Annotated in this window: 10 protein-coding genes and 5 tRNA genes; 13 read left to right on the top strand and 2 right to left on the bottom strand. The window is 47.2% G+C overall.

Annotation, left to right across the window (positions count from 1 at the left end):
* Positions 1-145: 145 nt before the first annotated feature.
* The 3 genes from E2L07_RS16750 to E2L07_RS16740 all read left to right on the top strand — a co-directional run bounded on the left by E2L07_RS16750 (position 146) and on the right by E2L07_RS16740 (position 4280).
* The gene (locus E2L07_RS16750; RefSeq protein WP_134230122.1) at positions 146-1618 is read left to right on the top strand and encodes a potassium/proton antiporter; all 1473 of its coding nucleotides are present in this window, start codon (positions 146-148) and stop codon (positions 1616-1618) included.
* A 177-nt stretch (positions 1619-1795) separates the two neighbouring features.
* Positions 1796-2164, top strand: coding sequence for an ArsR/SmtB family transcription factor (locus tag E2L07_RS16745; RefSeq protein WP_134230124.1), 369 nt, complete (start codon positions 1796-1798; stop codon positions 2162-2164).
* Positions 2157-4280: a heavy metal translocating P-type ATPase gene (locus tag E2L07_RS16740; RefSeq protein ID WP_134230121.1), complete on the top strand. Its 2124-nt coding sequence runs from the start codon at positions 2157-2159 to the stop codon at positions 4278-4280. Before E2L07_RS16745 ends, E2L07_RS16740 begins: the two co-directional genes overlap by 8 nt.
* 449 nt (positions 4281-4729) lie before the next feature.
* Here the strand turns inward: E2L07_RS16740 and E2L07_RS16735 are convergent, their stop codons facing one another.
* Positions 4730-6112, bottom strand: coding sequence for an alanine/glycine:cation symporter family protein (locus E2L07_RS16735; protein WP_134230120.1), 1383 nt, complete (start codon positions 6110-6112; stop codon positions 4730-4732).
* 507 nt (positions 6113-6619) lie between these two features.
* Between E2L07_RS16735 and E2L07_RS16730 the strand changes: the two genes are divergently transcribed.
* From E2L07_RS16730 to E2L07_RS16685, 10 genes are all read left to right on the top strand, one after another.
* On the top strand, positions 6620-7558 hold the full coding sequence (locus E2L07_RS16730) for a YybS family protein (protein WP_134230119.1): 939 nt from the start codon (positions 6620-6622) through the stop codon (positions 7556-7558).
* 11 nt (positions 7559-7569) lie between these two features.
* Positions 7570-9534, top strand: coding sequence for a DHH family phosphoesterase (locus E2L07_RS16725; protein ID WP_053432370.1), 1965 nt, complete (start codon positions 7570-7572; stop codon positions 9532-9534).
* Position 9535: 1 nt separating this feature from the next.
* Positions 9536-9979: a 50S ribosomal protein L9 gene (gene rplI, locus E2L07_RS16720; RefSeq protein WP_053432371.1), complete on the top strand. Its 444-nt coding sequence runs from the start codon at positions 9536-9538 to the stop codon at positions 9977-9979.
* Positions 9980-10094: 115 nt separating this feature from the next.
* Positions 10095-11459 carry a replicative DNA helicase gene (gene dnaB / locus E2L07_RS16715; RefSeq protein WP_010900153.1) on the top strand — a complete coding sequence of 455 codons (1365 nt, stop codon included), beginning with the start codon at positions 10095-10097 and terminating at the stop codon, positions 11457-11459.
* A gap of 200 nt (positions 11460-11659) precedes the next feature.
* Positions 11660-12946: an adenylosuccinate synthase gene (locus tag E2L07_RS16710; RefSeq protein ID WP_010900152.1), complete on the top strand. Its 1287-nt coding sequence runs from the start codon at positions 11660-11662 to the stop codon at positions 12944-12946.
* A 198-nt stretch (positions 12947-13144) separates the two neighbouring features.
* A tRNA-Lys gene (locus E2L07_RS16705) sits at positions 13145-13220 on the top strand.
* Positions 13221-13229: 9 nt separating this feature from the next.
* Positions 13230-13304: transfer RNA gene (locus E2L07_RS16700), tRNA-Glu, on the top strand.
* Positions 13305-13314: 10 nt separating this feature from the next.
* Positions 13315-13391, top strand: a tRNA-Asp gene (locus tag E2L07_RS16695).
* Positions 13392-13400: 9 nt separating this feature from the next.
* Positions 13401-13476 (top strand) — tRNA-Phe (locus E2L07_RS16690).
* 248 nt (positions 13477-13724) lie between these two features.
* Positions 13725-13797, top strand: a tRNA-Thr gene (locus E2L07_RS16685).
* On the opposite strand, the gene E2L07_RS21055 is transcribed toward E2L07_RS16685, so the two are convergent.
* A partial coding sequence (locus E2L07_RS21055; protein ID WP_208402084.1) for a hypothetical protein occupies positions 13779-14025 on the bottom strand: 247 nt, incomplete at its 5' end. The two genes, E2L07_RS16685 and E2L07_RS21055, sit on opposite strands and share 19 nt — an antisense overlap.

The raw sequence follows: 14025 nt of genomic DNA, 5'->3' as shown, positions 1-14025 counted from the left end.
GATAATTAATTTCCAGTTTTAAAAAATGAACATTAAAAAATCCCACCTAAAATAGGAGGGATGAAATAAATTGGTTTGAGGAAAATCCTTGAACCACAAAGCTCGGCGAATGCCGAGAGTCTATTAAAGAGAGAGGAGGAATCTTATGGACTTTCACACAGATACGATCATCCTTCTGGCAGGGCTCTTGTTCATTGTCGGTGTCATCACAGCTAAGTTCTCCACTCGATTAGGTGTGCCCGCTCTCGTCTTGTTTATTCTCGTCGGTATGCTTGTTGGTAGCGACGGGCTAGGCCTCATTCATTTTGATTATAGTCAAGCACATTATGCCCAACTCATCGGGATCTTCGCCCTTGTCATCATTTTGTTTGAAGGAGGGTTACAGACGAAATGGAAAACGGTCCAATCGGTAGCGGTGCCATCGCTCTCCCTTGCCACGTTCGGTGTTTTGATCACTTCCACATTGGTGGCGGTTGCGGCGAAGTACGTCCTTGGCGTAAGCTGGCTTGAGGCGTATTTATTCGGGGCGATTGTTGGGTCAACCGATGCGGCAGCGGTTTTTGCTGTATTAAAGGAACAAAACATTAAAGACCGTCTCGCCGCCACATTAGAGGCAGAGTCAGGGACGAACGATCCAATGGCCGTCTTTTTAACCCTCTCCCTTATTGAATTGATTACGATCGGTTCCATGAACCCGCTCCACTTATTCGGCTCCTTCCTATGGCAAATGGGGGCAGGGCTCATTCTTGGATTCGGACTTGGCAAGCTAGGGTCTTACTCGATTAATAAAATTAACCTTGATTCCAGTGGACTTTATCCTGTGTTTGCTCTTGCGTTTGCCTTGCTCACGTACAGTGTGACCGCGATGATTGGAGCGAGTGGGCTGCTCGCGGTTTACGTAGCCGCTCTTGTGATCGGCAACCAAGACTTGACGTATCGACATTCGATTTTCCGCTTTAACGAAGGGTTTGCGTGGATGATGCAAATGCTCATGTTCATCATTCTCGGACTCCTTGTTTTTCCGAATCAACTGTTTGAAGCATCCATCTTTATTAAAGGTATCCTTCTTTCCCTCATTTTAATGCTTGTGGCTCGGCCGGTTGCCGTGTTCCTCACAACCATTAAGATGAGGTTCGATTGGAAAGAAAAGCTCTTTCTGTCTTGGGCTGGCTTGCGTGGTGCGGTTCCAATTGTATTAGCGACCTTTCCGATGACAGCAGGCCTCGAAAACAGTCCGTTGTTTTTCAATGTCGTGTTTTTCGTCGTCCTCACCTCAGCCCTTATCCAAGGTTCTACTATCGCCCATTTTGCCAATAAACTGCAGCTAACGGGGCCACAAAAAACGACCCCTTTGCATTCCCTTGAGCTTGTGTCGATCGGGAAGGCGAACGCTGAAATTGTGGAGCTTGAGATGAAACAGGATACCCCCGTAATCGGAAAAACTTTGGAGGAAATCAACTTGCCGAAGGATGTGCTCGTCAATGCGATTATTCGCGACGAACAGCTCATTACGCCATATGGTAAAACGACGATCCAAGCGGATGATATTTTATATGTCCTCGTATCAAAGAAAAAGAAAAGGCAGCTAAAGGAATTGTTCCAAGCGAAGGAAAGCTAACCGCATTGCCTAGGCGATGCGGTTTTTCCCATGAAGATGGTATCTTAGCAATCTCTCACTTAATATTCAAATGTTTATTTGATTATATGATTGACATTCTGGCAACTTTTGCATAGACTAATAGTCAAACGAGCATTTGAATAAGAGGTGAACTCGATGACGAAACAACCAAAACAAGTGGATGAACTTGATACATGTGATGTTTTTTTATACGACAAAGAGAAGGTACAGCTCGTGTCAGAAGCGATGAAAGGAGAAAATTTTGCCAAGATTGCCGACATGTTTAAGGCGCTTGCTGATGAGACACGTGTGAAGATTGCCTACGCTCTCTTGCAGCAAGAGGAGCTTTGCGTTTGTGATGTCGCTCATATTATTGGCGCGACAACGGCAACAGCATCGCACCATTTGCGGCATTTACGTAACCTCGGGATCGCGAAACGGCGGAAGGAAGGCAAGCTTGTCTTTTATTCTTTAGATGATGATCACGTTCGCACCATTTTAAGCATGGCTGTTGTCCATGGGAAAGAAGGGAAAGGGAATGGCTGACCAAGCGACCGTTGAAGTGAAGAAAACAACCTACCGCGTTCAAGGGTTTTCTTGCGCTAATTGTGCCAATACATTTGAGAAAAATGTAAAGGATTTACATGGGGTCGTCGAAGCCCAAGTGAACTTCGGGGCCTCAAAGCTTACTGTTTACGGTGATGCCACAGTGGAAGACTTGGAACGTGCAGGGGCGTTTGAACATTTAAAGGTTCGTCCTGAAAACGAAAAGGCGATAGAGACGAAGGAGCCGTTTTGGAAAGTATACGGCCACGTGATCGTTTCTGCCCTCTTGTTGCTAGTAGGTGTGGTCTCGTATTTTATGAATGGAGAAGGGCATCTGTGGACTGTCTCTTTATTTGCCTCATCGATTGTTATTGGCGGGTACTCATTATTTAAGGCAGGTTTCTATAACCTCATACGGCTTCGCTTTGACATGAAGACGTTAATGACGGTGGCTGTTATTGGGGCGGCGCTAATTGGCGAATGGCTGGAGGGGGCTGTCGTTGTGATCCTTTTCGCAATTAGTGAAGCGTTAGAGCGATTTTCTATGGATCGGGCGCGCCAATCCATCCGCTCCCTTGTCGATATGGCGCCGAAAGAAGCGCTGGTTCGCCGTAACGGGGAAGAGCTGGTGATTCCGGTGGAAGCGATCGAAGTAGGGGACATCATGCTCATTAAACCAGGGCAAAAGCTTGCCATGGATGGGATTGTCCGCTCTGGTCGCTCCTCGATGAACGAGGCGGCGATTACAGGAGAATCCGTACCTGTGGAAAAAATGGTCGGAGACGATGTGTTTGCAGGGACGTTAAACGAAGAAGGCTTTTTAGAGGTAGAGGTTACGAAACGGGTCGAGGATACAACGCTTGCGAAAATCATCCACTTAGTGGAGGAGGCGCAAGGAGAGCGTGCTCCATCTCAAGCGTTTGTCGATACGTTTGCAAAATATTACACACCGGCGATTATGGTGATTGCTGCTCTCGTGGCGACAGTACCGCCCCTTTTCTTTGCCGCGAGCTGGGAAACGTGGATTTACCAAGGGCTAGCTGTGCTCGTCGTCGGCTGCCCGTGCGCTCTCGTCATTTCTACCCCTGTGTCGATTGTGACGGCCATTGGGAATGCAGCGCGTCACGGCATTCTCGTGAAGGGGGGCATCTACTTAGAAGAGGCGGCAAGACTGCGTGCCGTTGCCTTCGATAAAACCGGGACATTAACAAAAGGGAAACCTGCTGTCACCGATTATCAAGTATACGATGCTGACACGGATGGACGTGAGCTGTTAGCAGCTGTTGCCGCTTTAGAATACCGCTCGCAGCACCCTCTTGCAGCGGCGGTCATGAAAAAAGCAGACGACGAACAGCTTTCTTATACAGACATGGAGGTTTCCGAGTTTTCTTCAATTACAGGAAAAGGGATTGCCGGCACAGTGAATGGAATCGCTATTAACGTAGGAAAGCCTGCTTTGTTTGGCGAGTTACCTCCAGCTATTGAAGCGGATGTAGCTCGCTTGCAAGCAGCTGGTAAAACGGTCATGCTTATCGGAGCGGAGCAAAAGGTTCTCGCCTTACTCGCTGTCGCTGATGAAGTGAGAGAGGTGAGCCGTACGGCTGTGGAGCGTCTTCATGCGCTTGGCATTACGAAGACGGTCATGCTCACAGGAGATAACCGCATGACGGCACGCGCCATTGGAAAGCAAGTCGGTGTAGCGGAAGTAGAGGCAGAGCTTTTACCTGAAGATAAGCTCGGCTTTGTGAAGGGCTTGAAGGAGGAGCACGGCCGTGTGGCCATGATTGGGGACGGAGTGAACGATGCACCAGCGCTAGCCGCCTCTTCTGTCGGTGTGGCGATGGGAGGAGCGGGCACCGATACAGCCCTTGAAACAGCCGATGTGGCTTTAATGGGAGACGACTTACGGAAGCTACCGTTTTTAATCCGCCTTAGCCGAAAAGCATTGCTAATAATAAAAGAAAATATTGCTTTTTCTCTCGGAATAAAACTTGTCGCCTTGCTCCTAGTTGCGCCGGGCTGGCTCACATTATGGATCGCCATCTTAGCCGACATGGGAGCGACACTGCTCGTCACACTAAACGGATTACGACTGTTGCGAATGAAGGACGAATAATCATGAAGGAAAGGAAGGGGCGACTATGATTCGCTCCTTCTTTCATTTACGATGGTGCCCACCATTTGCCTTTTTTACTAGAAAAATAAACGAAGTAATGAATAGCGAGAAAGTAGGGAAAATGAGGTTCCAAGAGGTGAACTGGAATGGAGACTCTGAATAGAAAAGTTGATGCTTAGTGAATTCATAAAGAGCGTTCAACACGAGTGTCACCACAGGTGCTATACGTACTTTCTTCGTAACAATCGCGGCCAATACGCCCACTGAAATCACAACAAATGGAACGATATAAAGCTGTAAAAGATATGGATCAATAAACGTCAGTATTTTCCTAGAACCTCCCTTATCAAACATCATGAAGTAAAGCTCGGCTCACCAAGTAATAGAAGAGATCATAAAAAACAGCCCAAAGGTCATTGGTGTATGACGTGGGCTGCTTGCACTCGTTGTTAGCCATTGTGACTAATGTCGTCGGTCTGTTTGGCGGTCCCTTGTTTTTCTGCTTTCATTTGCTTTAAGAAGCGATGAGTCTCAGCGACTACGACACCTGAGAGGCCGAGGAGGCCAATTAAGTTCGGCACCGCCATTAAGCCGTTCATGATATCGGCGACGCCCCAGACGAGGTCTAAACTTGCCCCTGCACCTAACGCGACGGCCAATACGAATACGACGCGGTAAACCAAGATCGCCGTTTGTGATTTAAACAAGTAATAGATACAGCGATCTCCGTAGTACGACCAGCCTAAAATCGTCGAGTAGGCAAAGAAAATTAAACCGATCGCGACAATGACGGCCCCTGCAGGCCCTAGGAAATGTTCAAATGTTGTTGACGTGAGTGCCGCTCCATTTTCCCCGTTCATGTACAGGTTCCCCATCACAAGTGCAATTCCAGTAATCGAACAAATCACAATCGTATCAATGAAAACCTGGGTCATCGACACGAGCGCTTGACGCCCTGGGTAGTCTGTCTTCGCCGCTGCGGCAGCGATAGGCGCAGAACCGAGACCGGCTTCGTTCGAGAATACCCCGCGAGCCACCCCGTACTGAATGACTACACCGATTGCCCCACCAGCCATTGCCTGTCCTGTAAAGGCATCGGAAAAGATTAAGCCGACAGCGTTTGGCACTAACGAAAGATTCCCTAAAATGATAACAAGTCCTGCCCCGACATAAAATAGCGCCATAACCGGGACGATAAACGACACGGTACGACCGATCCCACGGATGCCTCCGAGGATGACCAAACCTGTAAGAATCGCAAGAATGATTCCAGTAATCCATGGACTAATGTTCCAGTTCGATTCAATGACGGCGGCGACGGAGTTCGATTGAACCATGTTCCCGATCCCAAACGCAGCAACCGCTGCAAAGACAGCGAATACGATCCCGAGCCAGCGCATACCTAAGCCTTTTTCCAAATAATACATTGGCCCACCAGCCATTTGGCCTCTCTTGTCTTTGTCACGGTATTTGACCGCTAGAATCGCCTCGGCGTATTTTGTCGCCATTCCGAATAGAGCCGATAGCCACATCCAAAAGACAGCCCCTGGCCCCCCAAGAACGACAGCCGTTGCGACCCCGGCGATGTTCCCTGTTCCAACCGTTGCTGCCAAGGCCGTCATTAACGATTGAAAGTGGGAAATGTCTCCCTCTGATTTCTTATCTTGCTTACGGCTAAACGCCAGCTTTAACGCATACGGCAAAGTAGAAAATTGTAAAAACGAAAGACGAAAAGTTAAATAAATCCCAGTACCTACTAGCAGGATGAGAAGCGGTGGTCCCCAAACGAAACTACTAATGCTTCCGATGATTTCATTAAGCTTTTCTCCCATTTGTCTCCCTCCCCCAAGGAAAATAGTAATAGAAGTAATATTCAAATAATAACATCAATTCTCCTCTAAAACATTATACAAATTTTTTTCAAAGGCAAGAATACAATCTTTTGGTAATAGATGCAATGGTTCTGGTAGATAATCTGACAACATTTGAGCCATTTTGTTATAGAGATCAGTATTTTAGAAAAAAATGTACAGATAGCTTTAGACATTCATTAGCGACTATTTTCTTTCATACATATGGGGCAAGAAGACGATCCTATTAACAGCATTTGGAATGAGATGGCCGATTCGAATGTCAAGTCGAGGGATGGATCATCGGGAAGGGGCTTTCGCCTCCTTTTTTGCCCTTACCTTTAATTTTTGAAGCAATTACGCTAAAATAGACAAGGATATGGGAAATTCTAAAAAAGTCCCGCACCTAGTAGCAGCTAGATGGAAGTGGTGTCATGTACATCCTTCTGAAAAGACCTCTTGCTTGCTCGGTTGTAGAGAGGTGAAAGTGTGTATCAGACAAGACCATTAACAGAGGGAGCGGTTTTTGCCTCCCTATTTGCCGTTTTATTTGTCATTACGTTTTTCGTACCATTTATCGCATTTATTACGATGTGGTTTTTACCGATTCCTTTTCTCTTGTACACGCTACGCCATGGGCTAAAGCCGGCGGTAATCGTATTACTTGTGGCTAGCGTTGTCGTTATGCTCATCCTAGGACCGCTGTTATTACTCCTAGCCTTGCTTTTTGGCACGAGTGGCGTTGTTATGGGGGAGCTCTATCGTCGGGAGAAAAGCCCATTTGCCGTTTTGCTCGGCGGGAGTTTGTCCAACATTGCGTGGGTGCTTCTCTTATTTATAAGCAGCATCGTCATTTTGGATGTAAATCCCCTCGTAGCAGCACAAGAGACGATGCGCCAGTCGATGCAAACAGCGGAACAGCTTATCATTAGCTTAGGACAGGAGCCATCTGAAGCGTTAAAACAAATGGAAGAAAGCATTAACCAGCTCTTTTATCTTGGGCCAGCAATGGTGGTCATTTGTGGCACATTGCTCGCAGCTGTCACACAATTGGTGGCTGCGCCGATTTTAAAAAGGTTACGCCATGAAGTGAAGCCTTTACCTCCATTTCGGACGTGGTCGTTTCCTAGGTCATTCCTGTTTTACTATTTAGCTGTGGTCGTGTTATTTATGATCGGATTTGAAGAAGGTAGCATGCCGTACATAGCCGTATGGAACCTACTTCCGGTTTTAGAGATCATCATGGCGATCCAAGGCTTTGCTGTTATTTTTGCCTATTTCCACACTAAAGGGGTGGCGAAGGCCGTTCCGGTCATTATTATGATCCTTTGCATTATTGTGACACCGTTGCTTTATCTTGTGCGAATTATCGGGATTATCGACTTAGGCTTCGATCTTCGTAAACGAATGGGGAGCCAAGGAAAGTAGGAGTTGACATTATGCCAAAGTTTTTATTGAAGAGGTGGCATGGCTATCACGTGATCGCTCTTTTGGCTGTCGCGCTTGTCTTTTTAATCGCCCTTTCGTTTTATCAGTGGCAGCTGGGCGTCATCGGTGTGTTACTGTTACTCGTGATAGCAATCTTCTCCTTGCGGGCACGTATCTCCTTTGAACGTGACTTGGAGCAATACATTTCCACCCTTTCCTACCGGGTTCATAAAGCAGGGGAAGAAGCGGTTACACAGCTTCCGGTCGGAATGATTTTGTACAATGATCAGCTTCGCGTGCAGTGGGTAAACCCCTATGCGGCTGAGCACTTACCGAAGGCTGAAATCGATGCATCTCTCGAGGAGTTGTCTCCAGAGCTTGTTCGTGCTCTTGAAGAGGGGACGGACGAGCAAAAAATCGTCATCGAAGAAAAGACATATGATTGTACGTTTAAGCCAAATGAGCGGCTCATCTATTTTTTTGATATAACAGAAAGTGAAAGGATGCACCAGCAGTTTGAGGAGAGTCAACCGGTTCTCACCTTTATCTATCTTGATAACTATGATGAAGTGACTCAAGGGATGGAGGATCAGGTCCGCAGTCGCTTGATGAGCCAAGTCACTTCCTCGTTAAATCAATGGGCGAATGAACATGATTTGTTTTTGCGGCGAACAGCAGCTGATCGCTTTATTGCGGTGATGAGCTACGGGTCACTTTTAGCGATCGAGAAAACAAAGTTCGGAATTCTAGATGAAATTCGTGAAACGACGGGAAAAGAAAAAATTCCATTAACGCTCAGCATCGGCGTCGGTTACGGAGATTTATCGTTGCGCGAGCTTGGTCAGCTTGCCCAATCGAGCTTAGATTTGGCGCTCGGACGCGGTGGTGACCAAGTGGCGATCAAGCAAAAGACAGGAAAGGTTCGATTTTATGGTGGAAAATCGAACGCGATGGAAAAGCGTACCCGCGTACGGGCAAGAGTCATCTCCCACGCTTTGCGTGATTTTGTCCTTGAAAGTGATCGCGTCATTGTGATGGGCCATAAAAATCCGGACATGGATGCAGTCGGTGCGGCGATCGGAATTTTGAAGATCGCTGAGGTCAATGATCGGGAAGCGTTTGTCGTGCTAGATCCGAACGATGTGAATCCGGACGTGTCGAAGCTGATGGAGGAAGTGGAGAAAAACGAGCAATTATGGGATAAATTTATTACCCCTGAAGAGTCTTTAGAACTGATGACAGAAGAGACGCTCCTTGTCGTGGTGGATACGCATAAACCGTCCATGGTCATTGAACCGAGGCTACTCAATTACGTTGAGCGTGTTGTCGTATTGGACCACCATCGCCGGGGCGAAGAGTTTATTGAGGACCCTGTTCTTGTCTACATGGAGCCTTATGCCTCGTCCACGGCAGAACTCGTGACGGAATTACTTGAATATCAACCGAAAAAGCTGAAAATGGACATTTTGGAATCGACTGCGTTGCTCGCTGGAATGATCGTCGACACGAAGAGCTTTGCCATTCGCACCGGCGCGAGAACGTTCGATGCAGCCTCGTTTCTCCGCTCTCACGGGGCGGATACGGTGCTCGTCCAAAAGCTGTTAAAGGAAGATTTGAATCATTACGTGAAGCGTGCGAAACTAGTAGAAACGGCGAAGCTTTATCGCGACGGTATGGCAATCGCAACAGCAAGGGAAGAGGAGGCTGTCAGCCAACTGCTTATCGCTCAAGCAGCCGATACGTTGTTAACGATGAAAGGGGTTGTCGCCTCATTCGTTATTTCGAGGCGGCATGATGGTGTCGTTAGTATATCGGCCCGTTCCCTCGGCGATGTGAATGTCCAGTTAATCATGGAATCGTTAGATGGGGGTGGCCATTTGACGAATGCAGCGACCCAATTTGAAGATGCCACGTTGAAGGAAGCGGAAGCGAAATTAAAAGAAGCAATCGATCAATATCTTGAAGGGGGAAGCTAAGATGAAAGTCATTTTCCAGCAGGATGTAAAAGGCAAAGGGAAAAAGGGAGAAGTAAAAAACGTTTCTGAAGGCTATGCGCGCAACTACTTAATTCCAAATGGCCTTGCTGTTGAAGCGACAAGCGCCAATATGAAAAATTTGAACGCGAAGAAAAAGAGCGAGGAAAAGAAAAAAGAAGAAGAGCTTCAAGAAGCAAAAGCATATCAAACGGAATTAGAGGCGCTCACCCTTGAGCTAAAGGCCAAAGCAGGTGAAGGTGGGCGATTATTCGGAGCTATTTCAACAAAGCAAATTGCAGAAGCGTTAAGCCGTGAAGGGAAAAAGGTCGATAAGCGAAAAATTTTACTCAATGACCCAATTCGTTCTCTTGGTTATACAAACGTCCCGATAAAAATTCATCCTGAAGTAACGGCTACTGTCAAAGTACACGTCGTTGAAGAATAGAGTGAACGGCTGAAACTCCTTACGTTGTCTCGGAAAAAACTGGGCCTGTGTAAGGAGTTTCTTATGACGTACAATAGAAAGACATGCGTCTTGTGATCGAAGGGAGGAACATGGGATGAGCGATCTGTTTGCTGATCGGACCCCACCGCAAAACATAGAAGCCGAGCAGGCTGTCCTTGGGGCGATTTTTTTAGAGGATCATGCACTTGTGACCGCTTCGGAGCGGCTCGCACCTGAGGACTTTTACCGTGCAGCCCATCAACGAATCTATCAAGTGATGCTAGACTTAGCGGAAAAAGGCGAGCCGGTGGATTTAGTGACCGTTACCGCTGAACTGCAAGACCGGAAAGCCCTTGACGATGTGGGCGGTGTTGCGTACTTAGGGGATCTCGCCAACGCTGTGCCGACAGCGGCGAATGTGGAATACTATAGCAAAATAGTCGAGGAAAAGTCGCTGCTGCGCCGCCTTATCCGTGTGGCAACGAATATTGCCCAAGAAGGCTATGCCAGTGAAGAGGAAGTCGATGCGATCTTGGATGACGCAGAAAAGACGATTCTCGATGTGGCACAGCGGAAAAATTCGAGCGCCTTTATTTCGATTAAAGACGTCCTTGTCGAGACATATGACAAAATCGAAATGCTGCAAAACCAAAAAGGGGAAATTACCGGGATTCCGACTGGATTTAAAGATTTGGATCGGATGACGGCAGGGTTCCAGCGAAACGATTTAATCATTGTCGCTGCACGTCCGTCGGTCGGAAAAACAGCCTTCGCCTTAAACATTTCGCAGAATGTGGCGACGAAAACGGACGAAAATGTAGCGATCTTTAGTCTCGAGATGGGAGCCAGTCAGCTCGTGCAGCGGATGCTCTGCGCCGAGGGAAACATTGACGCTCAGCGAATGCGGACGGGAGCCCTAACGGAAGAAGATTGGCAAAAGCTGACGATGGCGATGGGGAGCCTCGCCCGTGCCGGCATTTACATCGACGATACGCCGGGGATTAAAGTGAACGAAATTCGCGCCAAATGCCGCCGGCTGAAGCAGGAAAAAGGGCTTGGCATGATCTTGATCGATTACTTGCAGCTGATCCAAGGGAACGGACGCTCAGGCGAAAACCGTCAGCAGGAAGTCTCGGAAATTTCCCGTTCTTTAAAAGGCCTTGCCCGTGAACTGGAAGTACCGGTCATCGCATTGTCTCAGCTTTCCCGCGGAGTAGAATCTCGCCAAGATAAACGGCCAATGATGTCTGACATTCGTGAGTCAGGATCGATCGAGCAGGATGCCGACATTGTCGCCTTTTTATACCGTGATGATTACTACGATAAAGAAACAGAAAATCAGAACATCATTGAAATTATTATCGCTAAGCAGCGGAACGGCCCTGTTGGTACGGTAGAGCTAGCCTTTATCAAGGAATACAATAAATTTGTCAACTTAGATCGGCACCATGATGAACGGGACATGCCGCCAGCAAGCTAACCTAGAACGGGTTAGCTTTTTTTATGTAAGTTTAAAGCTTATTCTACAACGAGTGTACTCACGATATGAACCGAACAAATTCAGGACAATATCTTACAAATGTTCGGATTTGATTGACGTTTGTTGCCTAAATTGATATACTGTTTGAGGATTTTTGATTAATGACTCGGATTGTACGCCCGAGACGGAGGTGGACGAGAATGTCATCAGTTGTTGTTGTCGGTACCCAATGGGGAGATGAAGGAAAAGGAAAAATTACAGACTATCTCTCTGAGAAAGCGGAAGTAGTAGCTCGTTACCAAGGTGGGAACAACGCAGGACATACGATTGTGTTCAATGGTGAGAAATACAAACTGCACCTCATTCCATCTGGTATTTTTTACAGCGATAAAGTTTGTGTTATTGGAAACGGGATGGTGATTGACCCTAAGGCCCTCGTGGAGGAGCTTGCTTACTTGCATGAGCGGAATGTGGATACGAGCAATTTGCGCATTAGCAACCGCGCTCACGTCATTTTGCCTTATCATTTGAAGCTTGACATCGTAGAAGAAGAGCGGAAGGGTGCCAATAAAATTGGGACGACGAAAAAAGGGATCGGCCCTGCTTATATGGACAAGGCGGCCCGGATCGGGATTCGAATCGCCGATTTGTTAGATAAAGAAGTATTTGAGGAAAAGCTTGAGCGTAACTTAGTTGAGAAAAACCGTCTATTTGAGAAATATTATGAAGTAGGTGGTTTCAACAAGGAAGACATCTTAGATGAATATTATGAGTATGGTCAGCAAATCGCTCGTTACGTGTGCGATACGTCCGTCGTGTTAAATGATGCTCTCGACGAAGGCCGCCGCGTGTTATTTGAAGGAGCACAAGGCGTCATGCTTGATATTGACCAAGGAACGTATCCATTCGTTACGTCTTCTAACCCGATTGCCGGTGGGGTTACGATTGGATCAGGTGTTGGCCCATCGAAAATCCATCACGTTGTCGGTGTATCGAAAGCCTATACAACACGTGTTGGAGATGGTCCGTTCCCGACAGAGCTTCATGATGAGATCGGTGATCAAATTCGTGAGGTCGGAAATGAATATGGTACGACGACTGGCCGCCCGCGCCGTGTGGGCTGGTTTGACAGTGTGGTCGTTCGCCATGCCCGCCGTGTCAGTGGGATTACGGATCTATCCCTCAACTCAATCGATGTGCTTACAGGCATCAAGACACTCAAAATTTGTACAGCCTACAAATATCGCGGGGAAGTGGTTGAAGAATTCCCGGCTAGCTTGAAGGTGCTCGCTGAATGTGAACCAGTCTATGAAGAGCTACCAGGCTGGGATGAAGACATTACAGGGGTCACCTCTCTCGATGAATTACCTGTAAATGCTCGTCATTACATTGAGCGTGTCTCCCAATTAACTGGCATTCCGTTAACGATTTTTTCGGTAGGCCCTGATCGGAAGCAAACGAATCTCGTTCGTGGCGTATTTGCGTAAGTCTTTTAAAATGAATTCGTGCGGAGAACGGAGAACCCCTTGCGTTCTCCGCCAATTTTCGATATCCTAGATAGGACAAAACGGCAAGAAGAAAAAAACATTTGCTAAAAATATAAAAAGTCCTTGCGTGATTTTGAATCCTATGTTAATATGATTCTTGTCGCTGAAAGACAAGCAAGCGATGAAAACAAACAAAGAGAGCCATTAGCTCAGTTGGTAGAGCATCTGACTTTTAATCAGAGGGTCGAAGGTTCGAGTCCTTCATGGCTCACCATCTTAAGGTGGCCCGTTGGTCAAGTGGTTAAGACACCGCCCTTTCACGGCGGTAACACGGGTTCGAATCCCGTACGGGTCACCAAATTTCATAAGGTCCGGTAGTTCAGTTGGTTAGAATGCCTGCCTGTCACGCAGGAGGTCGCGGGTTCGAGTCCCGTCCGGACCGCCACTTTTATAAGGCTCGGTAGCTCAGTCGGTAGAGCAATGGACTGAAAATCCATGTGTCGGCGGTTCGATTCCGTCCCGAGCCACCATCTTTTAACCGTTTCATCTCACCAATCAAGGTAGGGAGCGGTGTTTCGTTGAATCTTCTTGTATGAACAGAGGAAGAGACAACGAACCTGAATCAACATCATTTATACTACGCCGGTCTAGCTCAATTGGTAGAGCAAGGAGCGGAACATCGTCGAGTAGGCTACGACTTGTCTCGACGCATTTACATCGTTGTCAAAGCGAGAAGAGGAAGAGACAACGAACCTGAATCAGCATCATTTATTACTTCGCCGGTCTAGCTCAATTGGTAGAGCAACTGACTTGTAATCAGTAGGTTGGGGGTTCAAGTCCTCTGGCCGGCATCCTGGAAACGCGTGCGATCAGCACGCGTTTTTGCACGTTTAGGGAAAATAAAGGCTCTACAATAAATGTTGGGGTTTTTGCACAAAAGAGGGCAAAAAAAATGCACGCAGGCTCCTTTATCCATTATCCTTGAATTGTCCAGAAACAAAGAAAGGATAGGAGCTGCGTGTACGATGAATTTTACCATGGATTTGCCCGGATTAAAAGGTGTGAAGGTCACAAAGATG

The organism is Halalkalibacterium halodurans, assembly GCF_004376175.1.
GTDB lineage: Bacteria > Bacillota > Bacilli > Bacillales > Bacillaceae_D > Halalkalibacterium > Halalkalibacterium halodurans.
Note: the sequence above shows the minus strand (reverse complement) of the source record. Positions and strands in the feature narration are given on the sequence as shown.